The organism is Nitrospirillum guanabarense (genome assembly GCF_034653355.1).
GTDB lineage: Bacteria > Pseudomonadota > Alphaproteobacteria > Azospirillales > Azospirillaceae > Nitrospirillum.
On record NZ_JAYEER010000004.1, the window covers coordinates 2234557 to 2253090 of the forward strand.

General features: G+C 66.9%; 13 protein-coding genes and 2 tRNA genes. 12 read left to right on the plus strand and 3 right to left on the minus strand.

All coding sequences use genetic code 11. The features are described from left to right. Positions 1–36 precede the first annotated feature (36 nt). Together UAA55_RS28405 and UAA55_RS28410 are read left to right on the plus strand one after the other, a co-directional pair. A complete protein-coding gene (locus UAA55_RS28405; RefSeq protein WP_322957036.1) occupies positions 37–1074 on the plus strand; it encodes a retroviral-like aspartic protease family protein in 1038 nt (345 codons plus the stop codon). 95 nt (positions 1075–1169) lie between these two features. Continuing rightward, positions 1170–2258 (plus strand): retroviral-like aspartic protease family protein, encoded by a 1089-nt coding sequence (locus UAA55_RS28410; protein WP_322957038.1) that lies wholly within the window; start codon positions 1170–1172, stop codon positions 2256–2258. A 174-nt stretch (positions 2259–2432) separates the two neighbouring features. Here UAA55_RS28410 and gltB read toward each other — a convergent pair whose 3' ends face one another. After that, on the minus strand, positions 2433–6995 hold the full coding sequence (gltB, locus tag UAA55_RS28415; protein ID WP_322957778.1) for a glutamate synthase large subunit: 4563 nt from the start codon (positions 6993–6995) through the stop codon (positions 2433–2435). Between the two features lie 21 nt (positions 6996–7016). Then, positions 7017–8462, minus strand: coding sequence for an NAD(P)-dependent oxidoreductase (locus UAA55_RS28420; protein WP_322957039.1), 1446 nt, complete (start codon positions 8460–8462; stop codon positions 7017–7019). 498 nt (positions 8463–8960) lie between these two features. Here UAA55_RS28420 and UAA55_RS28425 point away from each other — a divergent pair, with 498 nt between their 5' ends. Beyond that, entirely contained in the window at positions 8961–9776 is an 816-nt protein-coding gene (locus UAA55_RS28425; protein ID WP_322957040.1) for an undecaprenyl-diphosphate phosphatase, read from the plus strand. Positions 9777–10008: 232 nt separating this feature from the next. Here UAA55_RS28425 and UAA55_RS28430 read toward each other — a convergent pair whose 3' ends face one another. After that, positions 10009–11016 (minus strand): complex I NDUFA9 subunit family protein, encoded by a 1008-nt coding sequence (locus UAA55_RS28430; protein ID WP_322957042.1) that lies wholly within the window; start codon positions 11014–11016, stop codon positions 10009–10011. A gap of 310 nt (positions 11017–11326) precedes the next feature. Here UAA55_RS28430 and UAA55_RS28435 point away from each other — a divergent pair. The 9 genes from UAA55_RS28435 to ptsN all read left to right on the plus strand — a co-directional run bounded on the left by UAA55_RS28435 (position 11327) and on the right by ptsN (position 18504). Then, positions 11327–11413 (plus strand) — tRNA-Leu (locus UAA55_RS28435). Between the two features lie 284 nt (positions 11414–11697). Next, positions 11698–11784: transfer RNA gene (locus UAA55_RS28440), tRNA-Leu, on the plus strand. A 150-nt stretch (positions 11785–11934) separates the two neighbouring features. Next, the gene (locus UAA55_RS28445; RefSeq protein WP_322957043.1) at positions 11935–12546 is read left to right on the plus strand and encodes a ribonuclease D; all 612 of its coding nucleotides are present in this window, start codon (positions 11935–11937) and stop codon (positions 12544–12546) included. Between the two features lie 171 nt (positions 12547–12717). Beyond that, a complete protein-coding gene (lptC, locus tag UAA55_RS28450) occupies positions 12718–13566 on the plus strand; it encodes an LPS export ABC transporter periplasmic protein LptC (protein WP_322957044.1) in 849 nt (282 codons plus the stop codon). Then, on the plus strand, positions 13563–14630 hold the full coding sequence (locus UAA55_RS28455) for an LptA/OstA family protein (protein WP_322957045.1): 1068 nt from the start codon (positions 13563–13565) through the stop codon (positions 14628–14630). Before lptC ends, UAA55_RS28455 begins: the two co-directional genes overlap by 4 nt. Beyond that, positions 14627–15436 carry an LPS export ABC transporter ATP-binding protein gene (lptB, locus tag UAA55_RS28460; RefSeq protein WP_322957046.1) on the plus strand — a complete coding sequence of 270 codons (810 nt, stop codon included), beginning with the start codon at positions 14627–14629 and terminating at the stop codon, positions 15434–15436. The genes UAA55_RS28455 and lptB overlap by 4 nt, the downstream gene beginning before the upstream one ends. 61 nt (positions 15437–15497) lie before the next feature. Then, on the plus strand, positions 15498–17033 hold the full coding sequence (gene rpoN, locus UAA55_RS28465) for an RNA polymerase factor sigma-54 (RefSeq protein WP_322957047.1): 1536 nt from the start codon (positions 15498–15500) through the stop codon (positions 17031–17033). Positions 17034–17171: 138 nt separating this feature from the next. Continuing rightward, positions 17172–17831: a ribosome hibernation-promoting factor, HPF/YfiA family gene (gene hpf, locus UAA55_RS28470; RefSeq protein WP_322957048.1), complete on the plus strand. Its 660-nt coding sequence runs from the start codon at positions 17172–17174 to the stop codon at positions 17829–17831. A gap of 214 nt (positions 17832–18045) precedes the next feature. Then, positions 18046–18504 carry a PTS IIA-like nitrogen regulatory protein PtsN gene (ptsN, locus tag UAA55_RS28475; RefSeq protein WP_040844426.1) on the plus strand — a complete coding sequence of 153 codons (459 nt, stop codon included), beginning with the start codon at positions 18046–18048 and terminating at the stop codon, positions 18502–18504. Positions 18505–18534: the final 30 nt, after the last annotated feature.

An 18534-nucleotide genomic window follows, 5' to 3' on the forward strand; every position in this document is an offset into this window, starting at 1 on the left:
ATTATGGCCGGGCGGGAAATGGGGAAACAGATGCGCATGCGGTCGCGGGCTTTGCTTGCCGGGGTCGCCTTGTTGGCCCTGTCCATGGTCGGCGGAACGACGGCCCAGGCCGCCGACACCTGCCAGATGATCAAGTCGGACACCCTGCCAGTGGTCATGGACGGCAACCAGCCGCTGGTGAAGGTGGAGGTCAACGGCCACCCCGTCTATTTCCTGGTCGACACCGGCGCCTCGCTCAGCATGATCCTGCGCAGCAAGGCGGAGGAGTTGGGGCTTCCGGCCTTCAGCGGCCGCAACGGCACGCTGAGCGGCGTGGGCGGGCGCAGTGACATCCAGACCACCCGTATCCCCACCTTCACCCTGGGCCAGCATACGGTCACCGACATGCCCCTGAGCGTGTCGGGGGAGCGTGCCTTCGGCCGCGCCGACGTGGTGGGCCTGCTGGGTGAGGATGTGTTCCGCAAGTTCGACGTGGAGTTCGACCTGGCCCAGGGCGTCATCAACCTCTACCAGCCACGCGGGTGCGAGACCGCCTTCCTGGGTTTCTGGTCGGACGCGGCGATGACCGCCGACATGCGTCCCGTGAACCCGCAGAATCCCAAGATCACTTTGGACGTGACGGTGGGCGGACAGCCGGTCCGGGCCATCCTGGACAGTGGCGCCAGTTATTCCGTCCTCTCCCTGCAAGCGGCGGCGCGCGCCGGGCTCACCCCGGAAACACCCGGCGTGGTCATGGGTGAAAAGGCCCAAGGCATCGGCGCCAAGGGCGTGCAGGATTGGGTCGGCGTCTTCGACGGCTTCACCCTGGGGGATGAGACGATCAAGCACGCCAAGCTGCGTTTCGCCGACCTGTTCGGCATGGGCACCTACACCGAAGCTGGGTCCCGCCTCGCCATCGACAACACCCAGAATCGGCCGGAAATGCTGCTGGGCGCGGACTTCCTGAAAGCCCACCACGTGCTGATCGCCCACAGCCAGAGCAGGCTGTACTTCACCTACAACGGCGGCCCCGTCTTCCAGGTAACGGGCCCCGCCTTGCAGAGAGCTGGCGGCACGACGGCTCCGAAAGACTGACCCCGTCCCCACCTTCACCGCATCCCTGTACAATCATCTGAGTTATTATTACCGCTTCGCGGCGGGGGCCGTGATCGTTGGGGGAACAGCTTTACATGATTTCACGTCATTGGCGCCAGCGCCTGGCCCTAGGACTGGCCGCCTGTGCGCTATCCTCCGCCATCTGGTCGGCGAACGCCATCGCCGCGCCGTCATGCAAACTGGCCAAGGTCGGCGTCGTGCCGGTCACCATGGACGGTAACCAGCCGCTGATCAACGCCACCGTCAATGGCACGTCCGTGCATTTCCTGCTGGACACCGGGGCAGACAGTTCGATCCTCAGCCGGCCGGCTGCTACACGCCTGAATCTGCACACCCGCAAGACAGGCGGATTGCTGATCGGCATGGACGGCGCCGCGCCGTTGCGACGGACCACCATAGACACCTTGGAAATGGGTACCTACCGGGGCGAAGACATTCGAGTGCTGGTGGGTGGCGACAACGATGTCGGGGCCGGCGACGACGTCGTGGGTGTACTGGGGATGGATTTCCTGTCAGGACACGACCTGGAATTCGATTTCGCCCATAACCTGCTGAACCTCTATAAGCCGGAAGGCTGTGACAAGGTGGAACTGGCCTATTGGGCCAATTCCTACAGCATGGTGGACATGGACGACAAATGGCCCACCCGCGACTCCATCCGCCTCGTCATCACCGTGGACGGCCAGCCCCTGCACGCCTTCGTCGATAGCGGCGCCACCGTCAGCCTGCTGGACGCCAAGGCCATGCGTCGCCTAGCGCGCGACACAGCCGCGGTCGGGACCGGCCCAGAAGCAGACGCGACGCCGGGAGGCGCCTTGCGGGGCCTCATTGGACGATACATCCCGACCCTGATCAGCACGTTCGGAAGCGTTAGCATCGGCGATGAAACCATCAAGAACGCCAAGATGCGTTACCTGGCGTACCAGGACGGCGCGGGCCAACTGGTCACCGACCGCAAGCTGGATGACATCCTCGGCAGCAACGTCGACATGATCTTGGGCGCCGATTTCCTGCGGTCCCACCGCGTCTACGTGGCCTTTAGCCAACGTAAAATCTACTTCACTTATGCCGGCGGCCCGGTCTTTCAAACCAAGGGCGAAGCCATGGTCCGCGACAGGCACGGCGACGGGCCGGTGGATCCGGCGACTGCGTCCGAGCAATAAGGGCCGCCAACAAAAACCGCCACCGGAATGCCTCCGGCGGCGGTCGCGTTTTCCGGAGGGCGGTGGCGGGTGCCGGCCGGCACCCCCTTGCCCCCTCTCCTTCGTCCCTCTTCGTGGGGCTCCCTTCACGGAAGACGCCCCGGTCGAAACCGGGGCGTCCGAGAGTGGAAAAGGTTACTCGGCGCTGAGCGCCTGCGGCGGGACGACGGGCACCGCCAGGCTGTGCAGCATCTCCTTGGGCACAACCTGCCAGAAGTGGCCGCGCACCAGCGGCCAGTCGTTCAGCAGGGTCATGGCCCAGCGGCTCTGCGTCCGCGCCACATGCTCCTCGATCAGGGACACCAGCATGTCCTCGTAATGCTGGACCTCGATGCGCTGGAAGATGACGCTGTCGGGGTTGATGTGCAGTGGCAGGGTGCCCGTCGGATCATAGACGAAGGCCATGCCGCCGGTCATGCCGGCCGCGAAGTTGTCGCCGACGCCGCCCAGGATGACCACCATGCCGCCGGTCATGTACTCGCAGCCGTTGGAGCCGCAGCCCTCCACCACCACCGTGGCGCCGGAGTTGCGGACGGCGAAGCGCTCACCCGCCTGGCCGGCGGCGAACAGCTTGCCCGCCGTGGCCCCGTACAGCACCGTGTTGCCGATGATGGTGTTCTCGTTCGACTTCAGCGGCGTGGCCGTCATGGGCCGGACGATGATGGTGCCGCCCGACAGGCCCTTGCCGACATAGTCGTTGGCGTCGCCGAACACCTCCAGGGTCAGGCCCTGGACGGCGAAGGCGCCCAAAGACTGGCCGGCGGAACCGCGCAGCCGCACCGTGCAATGGCCAGGCTGCAGGCCGCTCATCCCGAACTTGCGGGTGATCATGGCCGACATCCGGGTGCCGATGGCGCGGTGCGTGTTCTGGACGTTGTAGGCCAGCTGCATCTTCTCGCCGTCGTCGAACAGCTGGCGGGCGTCGCGGATCATCTGGGCGTCCAGCGTGTCCGGCACCTCGTTGCGGCCCACCTGGGTGCAGTACCGCGCGCTGTCCCCGGCGGGGTCGGCCTGGGCCAGCAGCGGGTTCAGGTCCAGGTCGTCCAGGTGGACGGCGCCGCGGCTGACCTGATGCAGCAGGTCGGTGCGGCCAATGACCTCGCGCAGGGTGCGGAAGCCCAGGCTGGCCAGAATCTCGCGCACCTCTTCCGCCATGAAGCTGAACAGGTTCACCACCTTTTCCGGCGTGCCCACGAACTTCTGCCGCAGGCTCTCATCCTGCACGCACACGCCCACCGGGCAGGTGTTGCTGTGGCACTGGCGCACCATGATGCAGCCCATGGCGATCAGGCTGGCGGTGCCCACGCCGAACTCCTCGGCCCCCAGCATCGCCGCCATGACGATGTCGCGGCCGGTCTTCAGGCCACCGTCGGTGCGCAGGGTGACGCGATGGCGCAGGCGGTTCAGCGTCAGCACCTGCTGCACCTCGCTGAGGCCCATCTCCCACGGCAGGCCGGCGAACTTCACGCTGGTCTGGGGCGAGGCGCCGGTGCCGCCGACATTGCCCGACACCAGGATGACGTCGGCGCCGGCCTTGGCCACGCCGGCGGCGATGGTGCCGATGCCCGAACGGCTGACCAGCTTCACGCAGACCTTGGCATCGGGGTTGATCTGCTTCAGGTCGTAGATCAGCTGCGCCAGATCCTCGATCGAGTAGATGTCGTGGTGCGGCGGCGGACTGATCAGCATGACGCCGGGCGTGCTGTGGCGCAGGCGGGCGATCAGTTCCGTCACCTTGAAGCCGGGCAGCTGCCCGCCCTCGCCGGGCTTGGCGCCCTGGGCCACCTTGATCTCGATCTCGCGGCACTGGTTCAGGTATTCGGCGGTGACGCCGAAGCGGCCCGACGCCACCTGCTTGATGGCGGAGTTCCAGTTGTCGCCGTTGGCGTCCGGCTTGAAGCGCGCCGGATCCTCGCCGCCCTCGCCGCTGTCGGACTTGGCGCCGATGCGGTTCATGGCGACGTTCAGCGTGCCGTGCGCCTCGGGGCTGAGCGCGCCCAGCGACATAGCGGGGGTGATGAAGCGCTTGCGGATGGCGGTGATGCTCTCCACCTCGTCCACCGGGACCTTGCCCTTGGAGGGGCGGAAGTCCAGCAGGTCGCGCAACTGCAAGGGCGGGCGCTTGTGCACGCCTTCGGAGTAGCGCTTGAAGGTGGAATAGCTGTCGTTGGACACCGCCTGCTGCAGCAGGTGGATCAGGCCGCCTTCCCAGGCGTGGCGGTCGCCGCCCTTGCGGAACTTGTAGAAGCCGCCGATGGGCAGGGCCACGACCTCCTCGTTCCAGGCCAGCGCATGCTGCTCCAGCGCGTCCTTCTGGATGCCGACCAACCCTAGGCCGGAGATGCGGCTGATCATGCCGGGGAAGTGCTCGGCCACCAGCGAGCGGGACAGGCCCACCGCCTCGAAGTTCAGGCCGCCGCGGTAGCTGGAGACGATGGAGATGCCCATCTTGGACATGATCTTCAGCAGGCCTTCGTTGATGGCCTTCTTGTACCGCTCCAGACACTTCTCCAGGGGCATGTCGCCGAACAGGCCGCGCCGCTGGCGGTCGGCGATGGCCTCCTGCGCCAGGTAGGCGTTGACAGTGGTGGCGCCCACGCCGATCAGCACGGCGACGTAGTGCACGTCCAGGCACTCGCCCGCCCGCACGTTCACCGAGGTGAAGGTGCGCAGCTGCTGGCGGATCAGATGGGTGTGGACGGCGCCGGTCACCAGGATCATGGGCAGGGCCGCCCGGTCCGGGCCCATGGCCTCGTCCGTCAGGATCAGGTGGGTGGCGCCGCCGCGCACGGCGTCCTCCGCCTCCTGCCGCACACGGCGCAGGGCGTCGGTCATGGCGAACTCACCGCCCTCGGGATCGAAGGTGCAGTCGATCTCCGCCGCCGTGTCGCCCATGTAGCGGCGCATGGCGATGAATTCCGCCGTCGTCAGGACGGGGGTCTCCAGCTGCAGCAGGCGGGTCTGGCTGTCATCCTCGTCCAGGATGTTGCCCAGGTTGCCCAGGCGGGTCTTCAGGCTCATCACCCGCTGCTCACGCAGGCTGTCGATGGGCGGGTTGGTGACCTGGCTGAAGTTCTGGCGGAAATAGTGGTGCAGGCCGCGGTAGCGGTCGGACAGCACGGCCAGCGGGCTGTCGTCGCCCATGGAGCCCACGGCCTCCTTCGCATCCTCCACCATGGGATGCAGGATGGTCTCCACATCCTCCATGGAGATGCCGTAGGCCACCTGGCGGCGACGCAGCTGGTCGCGGCTGAGTTCGGCCGTGGCGGCGGGCGCCCCCTTGACCAGATCGTCCAGCACCGTGATGTGGCGCACCCAGCTGCCGTAGGGCTTGCTGGCGGCCAGGGTGTCCTTGATCTCACGGTCCTTGTAGAGGCGGCCCTCGGCCAGGTCCAGGGCGATCATCTGCCCCGGGCCCAGGCGCCCCTTCTCACGGACCGAGTATTCCTCGACCTTGGTCATGCCCGTCTCGGAACCGGCGATCAGCAGGCCGTCGCCGGTGACGACGTAGCGCATCGGGCGCAGGCCGTTGCGGTCCATGCCGCCCACGACCCAGCGGCCGTCATACATGGCCAGGGCCGCCGAACCGTCCCACGGCTCCATGACCGCGTTGGCGTAGCTGTACAGGTCGCGATGGTTCTGCGGCATGGTCTCGCGGTCGGACCAGGCCTCCGGCACCAGCATGGTCTTGACCATGGGGGCGGAGCGGCCGGAGCGCACCAGCACCTCGAACACCGCGTCCAGGCAGGCGCTGTCCGACCCGCCGGCGGGGATGATGGGCTTCACGTCCTCGATCAGGTTGCCGAAGATCTCGTGACCCATGCGGGTCTCGTGCGCCTTCATCCAGTTGACGTTGCCGCGCAGCGTGTTGACCTCACCGTTGTGCGCCAGCATGCGGAAGGGCTGAGCCAACCACCAGGTGGGGAAGGTGTTGGTGGAATAGCGCTGGTGGTAGATGGCGAAGTTGGACTCGAAGCGCTCGTCCAGCAGGTCCGGATAGAAGGACGTCAGCTGTTCGGCCAGGAACATGCCCTTGTAGATGATGGACCGGCAGGACAGCGTGCAGATGTAGAAGTCGCTGATGCTCTCCGCCTTCACCGCCTTCTCGATGCGGCGGCGGATGACGTAGAGGTCACGCTCCAGCTGGTCTTCCGGGATGTTGCGCGGGTTGCCCACCATGATCTGCTCGATCTCGGGGCGGGTGGCGTTGGCCTTCTCGCCGATGATCTCGATGTTGATGGGGACTTGGCGCCAGCCGTAGATGGTGTAGCCGAACTTCAGGATCTCCGTCTCGACGATACAGCGGCAGCGCTCCTGCGCCTCCATGTCGGTGCGGGGCAGGAAGACCTGGCCGACCGAGATCAGGCCGTCGGGCGGCAGGTGGCCGCTGCGGGCCACATGCTCACGGAAGAAGCTCTGCGGGATCTGCAGGTGGATGCCGGCGCCGTCACCGGTCTTGCCATCGGCGTCGACGGCGCCGCGGTGCCACAGGGCGCTCAGCGCCTCCACCGCCTTCTCCACCACGGAGCGACGGGGCTTGCCGTCGATGGCCGCGACGAAGCCCACGCCACAGGCGTCATGCTCCATCTCCGGCGACCAGACGTGCGCGTCCTCCAGCCGGCGGGCGCTGGCACGGTAGCGCTCGACGAACTCGGCGCCGGTCTCGGATCGCGTCAGGGGGCTGCCGTTTTCGATCATCTCGCTCATCTCAAATCCCCCTTACTCGGCGGCCAGCGCGGCGGCGGCGCGGGCGGTGATATAGTTATGGATGCCGGCGGCGGCGTCGCGGCCGTCGCGGATGCCCCAGACGACCAGGGAGGCGCCGCGCACGATGTCACCGGCGGCGAACACACCCTCCAGGTTGGTGGCCAGGGTGCGCGGGTCCGCCATGACGGTGCCCCAGCGGCTGACCTTCAGGCCCGGTTCCCCGAACAGGGTGGGCAGCGGCTCGGGATCGAAGCCCAGGGCCTTGATCACCAGGTCGGCCTCCAGCGTGAAGGCGGAGCCCTCGATGGGCTGCGGCGTCTGCCGGCCGGAGGCGTCGGCCACGCCCATGTGCATGCGGTGGGCGCGCACGCCGGTCACCTGCCGGTCGCCCAGGAAGGCGTCCGGGGCTGCCTGCCATACGAACTCCACGCCCTCTTCCTCGGCGTGGGCCACCTCGCGCTGGCTGCCCGGCATGTTGGCGCGGTTGCGGCGGTACAGGCACTTCACCGACTTCGCCCCCTGGCGGATGGCGGTGCGCACGCAGTCCATGGCGGTGTCGCCGCCGCCGATGACGACGACGTTCTTGCCCTTGGCGTTCAGGCGGCCGTTCTCGAAATCGACCACGGTGTCGCCCAGGCCGGTGCGGTTGCTGGCGGTCAGGTAGTCCAGCGCCGGGACGATGCCGTCCACGCCGCTGCCGGGGCCTTCCAGCTCACGCGCCTTGTAGACGCCGGTGGCGATCAGGATGGCGTCATGCTGCACGCGCAGCTGGCCCAGGGTGGCATGGCGGCCAACCTCGAAGCCCAGGTGGAAGACGACGCCGGCGTCGGCCAGCAGCTTGGCCCGGCGCTCCACCACGTCCTTCTCCAGCTTGAAGCCGGGGATGCCGTAGATCAGCAGGCCGCCGACGCGGTCATAGCGGTCGTAGACATGCACCTGGTACCCCTTGCGGCGCAGCTGGTCGGCGGCGGCCAGGCCGGCGGGGCCGGCGCCGATGATGCCGACGCTCTGCGGCCGCTCGCGCACCGGGGCGGCCGGCTTCACCCAGCCACGTTCCCAGGCGGTATCGGTGATGTACTTCTCGACGGCGCCGATGGTGACGGTGCCGTGGGTCGACTGCTCGATGGTGCAGTTGCCCTCGCACAGGCGGTCCTGCGGGCAGATGCGGCCGCAGATCTCGGGGAAATTGTTGGTGGCCTGCGAGACCTCATAGGCCTCTTCCAGGCGGCCTTCGGCCGTCAGCTTCAGCCAGTCGGGGATGTTGTTGGAGACGGGGCAGTGCACCTGGCAGAAGGGCACGCCGCACTGGGAACAGCGCGAAGCCTGGGTGACCGCCTGGTCGTCCGCGAAACGGGCGTAGATCTCGTCGAAATCCCGCCGGCGCAGCGCGGGCTCGCGTTTGTCAGGCATCTGCTGGTCCGTGTGGACGAACTGGAGCATCTGCTGCTTCTGCGCCATGGCCTTGATCCCTCGTGCTCTGGCCGGCCGGGGCGCGTCCCCGAACCGGCGGTCCCAAATTCCCCACCGGCCGATTGCGGCGGCCGGCATTTCAATTGCTCCCCGTTTGGGCCCGCACCGCGGCGTAAGGCCGGCGGGTCACGGGCTTGCGCATAAGCGGGTGCGCCGAGTTCATATAAGTCGTTCCAACCCATCGCTCCAGAACTTTTTTCACGTTTGGTCAACATAATTGACCTATTGTCGATGGGGCGCCTGACTCGCATGTGGAAAAGCGGTGACCGACCCATTCGCATCCGCAGAATATAGTACATTTTGGTTTACCAAATATGGTTATCTCATTGATTATAATGAAAACGCAAAATGAGAATCCCTTACATGGAACGCCGCTTGTGTTGCCAGGTGGCTGTCGCCGCCCGACGCGACCGCTGCTATAAGCAGGCTGCCATCCAGCGGTCGGGTCCCGTCCGGCCGGAAATCGCCCCTAGACGTTGAGGCGCCATGTCTTTTTTGCAGACCCTGATCTTCGCGATCATCCAGGGCATCACCGAGCTTTTTCCCATCAGCAGCGTCGCCCACGGGGTGCTGACGCCCTTCCTGCTGGGCTGGGGCCTGGACCAGGCCTTCCTTAAGGAGCACTTCCTGCCCTATCTGGTGATGCTGCACCTGGGCACGGCGGCGGCCCTGCTGGTCTTCTTCTGGCGCGACTGGATCAACCTGCTGGCGGGCGTGGTCAAGGGCGGCCCGGATCGCCGCGTGCTGGCCCTGCTGGTGGCGGGGACCATCCCCGCCGCCATCCTGGGCCTGGCCTTCGAGAAGGTGCTGCGCGCCGCCTTCAGCGACCCGTTCAACGCCGCCATGTTCCTGATCCTGAACGGCTTCCTGCTGTTCTTCGGCGAGCGGCTGCGCGGCCGGGGTGAGCGCACGCTGGCCGACCTCAGCTTCATCCAGGCCCTGCTGATCGGCCTGGCCCAGTCCCTGGCCTTGATCCCCGGCTTCTCCCGCTCCGGCGCCAGCATGGTGGCGGGCTTCTGGGCGGGCCTTCGCCATGAGGAGGCGGCGCGCTTCTCCATGCTGCTGGCCACCCCCATCATCGCCGGCGCCAGCCTGCTGGTGGTGCCCAAGATGCTGCGCCAGGCCGACGGCGACGTGATCCAGAGCGCGCTGGTGGGGGGCGCGGTGTCGGGCGTCTGCGCCTTGGTCGCCGTCTGGGCCCTGATGCGCTGGTTCAAGCGCAACGAGATCGACGCCATGCGCCCCTTCGCCTTCTACTGCTGGGCCCTGGGCGCCGTCGTGCTGGGGATGATCTATATTTAATGAAGTGCTCCGCACCCCGAATTGGCCAGCGAAAAGGGCGCCTCCCGGCTGGGAAGGCGCCCTTATCTTATTCGGCATCAACCACAAATGGCTCAGATCAACGGCGTGAGGACTGCCTCATGCCGTTGTAGGACGCGACTGCGTCCGCCGGACCTTTGCGGGGAGCGACGCGGACTGCAAAGGGAAGAGGCCAAACCCGCGGATGCGGGCGCCCGGCGCCTGAGGGACGCAATCAATAATGCGTGCCGTGGGCGTCGATCTTGGTCAGCGCGGGCAGGGACGGGCCCTGGCGCTGGGTGTCGTAGCGGCCGCCGACGTGGAAGCGGTCCAGATAGGTCGGCAGGATGACCTCGGCGGCGGTGGGCGCCACGCCCAGGTCGGCCAGGCCCGGCAGCTTGCCGGACAGGACGTTGTCGCTCTTCAGCAGCGTGACCTGGTCGCGGGTCAGCGGCTTGCCGGGCACCAGCTCCAGGAAGGTGGCCTGCAGGCTGGCCAGGCCCCAGGGCAGGGAGACCAGACGGGTCTTGAGCCCCGTCAGGCTCAGGGTGAGCTGCACCAGCTCGCGGAAGCTGTAGGCGCGCGGACCGCCCAGTTCGAAGGTCTTGCCCTCGGCGCCGGTCCGGGTCACGGCGCTGAGGATGGCGTCGGCCACGTCACCGACATAGACCGGTTGGAAGCGGGTGGCGCCGCCGCCGATCAGCGGGACGAAGGGCAGCGTCCGGGCCATGCCGGCGAAGCGGTTGAAGAAGTTGTCCTCGGGCCCGAAGACCACGCTGGGGCGCAGGATGGTGGCCTCGGGGAACACGGCGCGCACCGCCTGCTCCCCCGCCGCCTTGCTGCGGGCGTAGGCGGAGCGGGAGTTGGCGTCGGCGCCCAGGGCCGAGACATGGACCAGACGGGCCACGTCGGCCCCCTTGGCCAGACGGGCGATGCGGCCGGCGGCCTCGGCGTGCACCAGGTCGAAGCGCTGGCGGCGGCCGCTCTCGGCCAGGATGCCCATCAGGTTGATGACAACGTCCGCGCCCTCGATGGCGCGGGCCACGGAGGCGTCGTCGGCGATGTCCACGGCCATGGGGACGATCTGGCCCACCGCGCCGTTCGTCTTGAGGAAAGCCGCCTCGCCCGGGTGGCGGGCGGGCACGCGGATGACGCAGCCCGTCTTGGCCAGGCGCCGGATGACATGGCGGCCGATGAAGCCGGCCCCGCCGAACACGGTGGCGATACGAATGCTAGTGCCCATCCTCTTAGACCCTCTGCCCGCTAAACGATTGGCCCGCCGGCCCGTTGGTTCCCGACCGCCCCCCTCCCATGCGGGCGGGGCGACGGGGCCGGCGGCGGCCGAAGACCCAAGCTTATAGCGAAGCCGGCCAGCCAGGGCTAGGTGCTTGGCCGGGGCTTGAAATGCAAGGAAGGAGGCGCGCCCATGCGCATGGGCGCGCGGATGTGGGGCGCCCCGCCGGCACTTCGGGGCCCCGCCATGAAAAATGAAAATCTCCAGAAGAAGAGTATTGACAGGTCCCGGCCATAATCGTACTTAGGCGGCCCGCGCTGCCCAGGTGGCGGAATTGGTAGACGCGCAGGTTTCAGGTACCTGTGGCAGAGATGTCGTGGAAGTTCAAGTCTTCTCCTGGGCACCAATTACAGTGCGGGTTTAACGCAGGGCCGCCGTGTTCCAAATGGAACTGGCGGCCCGCGGCGTTTCTGGGGCCCGCTTAAGGACCCGCCCTCACCCCTTCCCCTTCGAATACCTTCGCCGGCATTTCATGCCGCCGCACCGTCCTGGTCGTGGGCGGCTAGCGCCGCATGCGGGGAATCTGCCCCTGTCCTGCCGCCGCCCAAACCCCGCTGAAAAAAATTTAAAGGAGCCGAAAGAAGGGTGTTGACAGGCCTCGGCCGTAATCGTACTTAGGCGGCCCGCGCTGCCCAGGTGGCGGAATTGGTAGACGCGCAGGTTTCAGGTACCTGTGGCAGAGATGTCGTGGAAGTTCGAGTCTTCTCCTGGGCACCAATTCAGCGCGGGTTTAAGGTCGCAGGGCCGCCGATGTTCCGATGGAACGCCGGCGGCCTGCGGCGTTTCTGGGGTCCGCGTTCGTCAGGACACCCGGCGCCGGCAGGCCTCTTCCCTCGGCAAGCCCCTCCAGCATGAAGGACCGGTTTGATGCCCATCGATCTCTACGACGGCGATTTGCCCGACGGCCTGGACCTGGGCCCGGTGGTGGCCATCGATACCGAAACCATGGGGCTGAACCCGCACCGTGACCGGCTGTGCCTGATCCAGCTGTCGTCCGGCGACGGCCGCTGCCACCTGGTACAGCTGCGCCAGGGCCAGTACGACGCCCCCAATCTGAAGCGCCTGCTGACCAACCCGGCCCAGCTGAAGCTGTTCCACTTCGCCCGCTTCGACATCGCCGTGCTGAACAAGTACCTGGGCGTCGTCACCGCCCCGGTCTACTGCACCAAGGTCGCGTCCAAGCTGGTGCGCACCTATACCGACCGCCACGGCCTGAAGGACCTGTGCCGCGACCTGCTGGGCGTGGACCTGTCCAAGCAGCAGCAATCGTCCGACTGGGGTGCCGAGGAACTGACGGCCGAGCAGCTGAAGTACGCCGCCTCGGACGTGCTGTACCTGCATGAGATCAAGGCCAAGTTCGACGCCGTGCTGGCGCGCGAAGGCCGCACCGAGCTGGCGGACGCCTGCTTCCGCTTCCTGCCGCACCGCGCCCTGCTGGACCTGGGCGGCTGGGACGAGCCGGACATCTTCGCCCACTGAGTTGACGACCCCCGGGGGGGGGGCTGGGGCGGACGCCGCGCCCAGCCCTTCGGCCCCCTGCGGACACGCCGCATGGGTGGGTAGCGCGCCGTCCCCCTGGAAAAGGGAACGGCGCATGACGATTTGACCGTGGAATCCCGGCTCAGTTAGATTGGGCCCGAACCGGCGGTGATGATCACCGGACATGCCCGCGCCACAATCGGCGGCCAAACCCCGTGGAACCATGACCCTGCCCCCCCTTCAGAAACCCCCGGCGCCGAGGACGGCGACGCGGGCGGGATTCGGCAGCCGGCGAACCCGGCCGGTTCCGCGCCCCCATCCAGCCGTGTCATCGACCCGCGTGGCCAGGAGCACCGGGGGCGGGGCGCCAGCGCCCGGCACACCCGCCGCGTCAACCAGGCCAAGGTGGTGCTGCCGACCCTGGCGGGCCTGACCATCGCGGCCATCGCGCTGTGGCCCCTGATCAAGGAAACCACCAGCCCACGTCCCGCCGATCCCGGTACCGGTCAGCTGGAAATGCTGGACGCCCATTTTCTTGGGACGGACAAGACCGACCGGCCCGTGGAAGTGCGTGCCGACCGGGCCATGCAGGAAAGCAACCAGGACAATCTGATCGATCTTGTTTCGCCCGAGGCCGAGATCACGCTAAAGAATGGGCAGTGGGTGACCCTGAATGGGGACACGGGGCGGTACGACAAGCAGTCTGGCCACCTGACGCTGGAGGGGAGGGTCACGCTGTTTCACGACCACGGCTATGAGTTCACCACCGACAAGGCGGAAGTGGACACCAGCAAGAACATCGCCTGGGGCAACGCGCGCGTGGCCGGCCAGGGACCGTTCGGCGACATCGACGCCGGCGGCTTCCGCATGACCGACAAGGGCAGCACCATCGTCTTCACCGGCAAGGCCCGTCTGCGCCTGGTGGAGAAGGAGCATCACGCGGACGGCGCGGCGCCCGCCGGCGCCATCCCCGCACCACCCCCAACGGGACCGTCGCGGACCGGAGGCAAGAAACCTTGAGTATCCGGTTCACGAAGACGGTCCCGGTGATGCGGGCGATGATGATGCGGCGCCTGATGCTGGGCGGCCTGGCGGTCGCGGCCTCGGCCCTGGTCGCGCTGGCGCCCGCCTCGCGCGCGGAGGAGCCGGCGGAGGCCAAGCCCGCCGCCACCGCCGACAAGCCGGCCGCCGGAAAGCCAACGAGGACGAAGAAGGCCGCCCCGGCGGCGCCGGCCCAGAACCCGGCCGCCGCCGGCGAGCCCGGCCTCTTGCCCTTCACCCCGGCCGAAGTGACGGCCTCGCCGCCGGGCGCCATCGACATCACCTCGGACGAGACGATGGAGTGGCACAACGACCAGCTGGCCGCCGTGGCCCGGGGCCACGTCATCGTGACGCGCGGGGAGGACACCCTGCACTGCGACACGCTGGTGGTCTACTACCGCAAGGCCCAGGACGGCTCGACCGAGATGTACCGCATGGCCGCCGACGGTCAGGTGGTCCTGACCTCGCCCAGCCAGCAGGCCTTCGGCGACCACGGCGTCTATGACGTCGACCAGGACGTGACGGTGCTGACCGGCGACCACCTGCACCTGGTCACGCGCAGCGACACGGTTTACGCCCGCGACACCCTGGAATACTGGAAACAGCAGCAGCTGCTGGTCGCGCGCGGCAACGCCATCGCCATCAACGACAAGGGCGACCGCATCCGCGCCGACGTGCTGGTGGGCATCATGGAAGAGAACGCCGCCAAGCAGCTGGAAATGACGCGCATGGATGCCAAGGGCAACGTGCTGATCGTCACGCCCAAAGATATCGCTCGCGGCAGCGAGGGCACCTATAACGTGAAGACGCGCATCGCCGTCCTGACGGGCGACGTGAAGCTGACCCAGGGTCAGAACCAGGTGAACGGCCACAGGGCCGAGGTCAACAACGCCACGGGGGTCAGCCGCATGCTGCCCGACGAGACCGTCAAGGGTGGGCGCGTGCACAGCGTGCTGATCCCCAAGAAGTCCGATCAGCCGGCCGCCCCCACCGGGCCCAACCCCGCTGGCGCCAAAACCCCCGGCGGCGGAGCGCAGCCATGAGCAAGACGTCTGAACCCGCGAAGGTGCCGGCGGCTCCCAAGGAACCCAAAGCGGGAGGCCCGCGCCTGGTGTCGGACAACCCCAACAGCGGCCTGACCGCCACCAAGCTGGGCAAGAGCTACAAGGGACGCCCGGTGCTGCGCGACGTCAGCGTCGGCGTGCGCCGGGGCGAGGTCGTGGGCCTGCTGGGCCCCAACGGCGCCGGCAAGACCACCAGCTTCTACATCATGACCGGGCTGATCATGCCCGACTACGGCAGCATCACCCTGGACGGGCTGGAGGTCACCGACCTGCCCATGTACCGCCGCGCGCGGCTGGGCATCGGCTACCTGCCGCAGGAGGCCTCGATCTTTCGCGGCCTGACGGTGGAGAACAACATCCGCGCCGTGCTGGAGGTGGTGGAGCAGGACCGCGACAAGCGCGAATCCACGCTGGATGAGCTGCTGGCCGAATTCTCCATCAGCCATCTGCGCCGCACCTCCGCCCTGGCCCTGTCGGGCGGTGAGCGCCGCCGCGTGGAGATCGCCCGCGCGCTGGCGTCCCAGCCCAACTTCATCCTGCTGGACGAGCCTTTCGCCGGCATCGACCCCATCGCCGTCAACGACATCCGCGAACTGGTCAGCCATCTGCGTGAGCGCGGCATCGGCGTGCTGATCACCGATCACAACGTGCGCGAAACCCTGGACATCGTTGATCGCGCATACATTCTTCACGATGGTATGGTATTGATGGAGGGTGAACCGTCGGAGATCGTGGCCCACAAGGACGTGCGCCGCGTATACCTCGGTGAACGGTTCAGTCTGTAATTAAGTATAAGCGCATTCCGCGCGATTTCATTTCGGGCCACTGTTCTTATTCGGGCGGGTGATGGCGCTTCAACAACGCCTTGATCTTCGGCAGACCCAGGCGCTGGTGATGACTCCCCAGCTGCAACAGGCGATCAAGCTGTTGCAGCTGTCTAACCTGGAGTTGGCCGATTACGTCGATCGCGAGATGGAGCAGAACCCGCTCCTGGAACGCGATGATGGCGACCGCAACCGCGATCCCGCCCCCGATGGGGTGGATCGTGAGGAGGTGGTCGCGCGCACCGACGACCTGCCCGTGCGCGACACGGCCGACCTCACCTCCTCGGACCACATGGGCTCCTCCAGCGACGCGCCGCTGGACACCGACTTCGAAAACGTCTGGACCAATTCCAGCGCCGTCGACATGGCGGCCGACGGCATGGGCGAGGGCGGCGAGGCCTTCGGCAACTGGTCGGGTCGCGGCGGCAGCTTCGAGGATGACGAGAACTCGTTCGAGCAGACGCTGTCCGGCAGCGTCTCGCTGCGCGACCACCTGACCGAACAGATCACCATGGACATCGCCGATCCGCTGGATCGGATGGTGGCCTTCGCCCTGATGGACTATCTGGACGAGGCGGGCTATTTCACCGGCGACATCGCCCTGGTGGGGGACCAGCTGGGCTGCACCGAGGCGCAAGTCGTTTCGGTTCTGGAACGATTGCAGCGCCTGGACCCCGTGGGCATTTTCGCCCGGTCGCTGAAGGAATGCCTGGCCCTGCAATTGCGGGAGCGGGATCGGCTGGATCCCTGCATGCGGGCGCTGCTGGACAACCTGCCCCTGCTGGCTGCCCGCAACGTGCCGGCCCTGCTGAAGGTCTGCCAGGTGGACGCCGAGGACCTGGCCGACATGGTCGGCGAGATCAAGGCGCTGAACCCGAAACCGGCCCTGGCCTTCGATCATGAGCCGGTGCAGACCGTGGTGCCGGACATCGTCATGCGCGCCCAGCCCGGCGGCGGCTGGCTGGTGGAACTGAACAGCGACACCCTGCCCCGCGTGCTGGTCAACCAGCGCTACTACGCCCGCATCCAGGGGTCGGCGCGCAACAAGCAGGACAAGGAGTACCTGGCCGAACAGTTCCAGTCGGCCAGCTGGCTGGTCAAGTCGCTGCACCAGCGCGCCAACACCATCCTGAAGGTGGCGACCGAGATCGTGCGCCAGCAGGACGCGTTTTTCCTGCACGGCCTGCAGTTCCTGCGCCCCCTTATCCTTCGGGATATAGCGGAGGCGATCGGCATGCACGAATCCACCGTCAGCCGCGTCACGACCAACAAGTTCATGGCCACGCCCCGCGGCCTGTTCGAACTGAAATACTTTTTCACATCAGCCATTTCCGGGGCGGACGGACAGGCCGCGCACTCGGCCGAGGCGGTGCGTTACCGCATCAAGGTGCTGATCGACGCGGAAAAGCCGAACGAGATCCTTTCGGATGACCGCCTGGTCGAGATCCTTCGGGATGAGGGGATCGACATTGCACGGCGGACGGTCGCCAAGTATCGTGAAGCCATGAAGATCCCTTCCTCAGTCCAGCGTCGCCGGGAGAAGGCCCTTGGGATCTGAACCATGCGCCCGATGGATGGCGCATGACGGCTGGCCTTCCCAGCAGCAAAAGGCCGGCCGCGGGCTATTGTAAAGGCCGACGGCAAGGCACCACGCCGCCGCCACTCCTGGCTTCCAACCAAGCGAGACGGACAGGCCATGCATATAATCGTCAAAGGCAAGCAGCTAGACGTTGGCGAGTCCCTGCGCACCCATGTCGAGACCACACTGACTGGGTTGGTGGAGAAATATTTCAGCAGTCCGCTTGAGGCGACCGTCGTGCTGTCGCGCGAGGCGCACCTGTACAAGGCGGACATCCAGGCCCATGTCGGCCGCGGCATCCTTCTGCAAGCCTACGCCGAAGCCACGGAACCCTACCCCGCCTTCGATGAGGCGGCGGAGCGCGTCGCCAAGCGCCTGCGACGCTATAAACGCCGGCTGCGCGATCATCACCAGCGCGTGCATGGCGAGGCCGAGGCCGCCGTGCCGGCCCGCAAGTACATCATCAACGCCGACGCCCATGACGATGAGGCCGATGAAGGCGGTCATGCGGAAGCCGGTGATACGGCCGGGGCCATGAACGGCCACGCGGTGAATGGCAACGGCGCCGACCACCACCCCATGATCATCGCCGAGATGCAGACCAACATCGACATGCTGACGGTCAGCGAGGCGGTGATGCGCCTGGACCTGGCGGACCTGCCCGCCCTGCTGTTCCGCAACCGCGCGCATGGCCATCTGAACATGGTCTATCGCCGACCGGACGGGAACGTCGGCTGGGTCGACCCCTCCGACGGGAAGCCGGCGGCCACCCACTGACCGGGCCCTCCTGACCGGCCCTTTGGTCAGGCCAAGCCTTCAAGGCTATCCTCGCCGATCTTGGCCCCATTGACCTTGGGGCGGGGATAGCCGAAGCTTGGAACCGGGGCTTGGACGGAAAAGTTTGGTAAACCTTTCCGTCCTATAAAACTTCAAGCGAAATGCCGGGTAAGCGAGTGTGGTGGCGATGCCGTCCCAGTTTTTGTTGACGCCAATGGTCGAGCTTTTGAAGCCGGACGGCATTGTCGCCAATCTCAAAGCTTCCTCCAAAAAGCAGGTGCTGCAGGAACTTGCCAAGCGGGCCGCCGACCTGACGGGGCAGCATGAGCGGGCCATCTTCGACGTGCTGCTGGAGCGGGAGCGCCTGGGCACCACCGGGGTGGGCCGCGGCATCGCCATCCCTCATGGCAAGCTGCCCACCCTGCCCAAGGTTTGCGCCCTGTTCGCCCGCCTGGAACGGCCGGTGGACTTCGATTCCATCGATGAACAGCCGGTGGACCTGATCTGCCTGCTGCTGGCCCCGGAATCGGCCGGCGCCGACCACCTGAAGGCCCTGGCCCTGGTCTCGCGCATGCTGCGCAACCCGCTGTTTTGCGAAAAGCTGCGCGGCGCCGATACCGCCGACGCCATCTACGCCCTGCTGACGCACACGGAAGCCAGCAACGCGGCTTAGTTCGTTTTCCTCAAGCGCCGGCAGGCCCGT

What these genes read in the sequence shown, in the direction of transcription:
- UAA55_RS28405 (WP_322957036.1), top strand. Translation starts at nt 37, where the DNA reads ATGCGGTCGCGGGCTTTGCTTGCCGGGGTCGCCTTGTTGGCCCTGTCC.
- UAA55_RS28410 (WP_322957038.1), top strand. Translation starts at nt 1,170, where the DNA reads ATGATTTCACGTCATTGGCGCCAGCGCCTGGCCCTAGGACTGGCCGCC.
- gltB (WP_322957778.1), bottom strand. Translation starts at nt 6,995, where the DNA reads ATGATCGAAAACGGCAGCCCCCTGACGCGATCCGAGACCGGCGCCGAG.
- UAA55_RS28420 (WP_322957039.1), bottom strand. Translation starts at nt 8,462, where the DNA reads ATGGCGCAGAAGCAGCAGATGCTCCAGTTCGTCCACACGGACCAGCAG.
- UAA55_RS28425 (WP_322957040.1), top strand. Translation starts at nt 8,961, where the DNA reads ATGTCTTTTTTGCAGACCCTGATCTTCGCGATCATCCAGGGCATCACC.
- UAA55_RS28430 (WP_322957042.1), bottom strand. Translation starts at nt 11,016, where the DNA reads ATGGGCACTAGCATTCGTATCGCCACCGTGTTCGGCGGGGCCGGCTTC.
- UAA55_RS28445 (WP_322957043.1), top strand. Translation starts at nt 11,935, where the DNA reads ATGCCCATCGATCTCTACGACGGCGATTTGCCCGACGGCCTGGACCTG.
- lptC (WP_322957044.1), top strand. Translation starts at nt 12,718, where the DNA reads ATGATCACCGGACATGCCCGCGCCACAATCGGCGGCCAAACCCCGTGG.
- lptB (WP_322957046.1), top strand. Translation starts at nt 14,627, where the DNA reads ATGAGCAAGACGTCTGAACCCGCGAAGGTGCCGGCGGCTCCCAAGGAA.
- rpoN (WP_322957047.1), top strand. Translation starts at nt 15,498, where the DNA reads ATGGCGCTTCAACAACGCCTTGATCTTCGGCAGACCCAGGCGCTGGTG.
- hpf (WP_322957048.1), top strand. Translation starts at nt 17,172, where the DNA reads ATGCATATAATCGTCAAAGGCAAGCAGCTAGACGTTGGCGAGTCCCTG.
- ptsN (WP_040844426.1), top strand. Translation starts at nt 18,046, where the DNA reads ATGGTCGAGCTTTTGAAGCCGGACGGCATTGTCGCCAATCTCAAAGCT.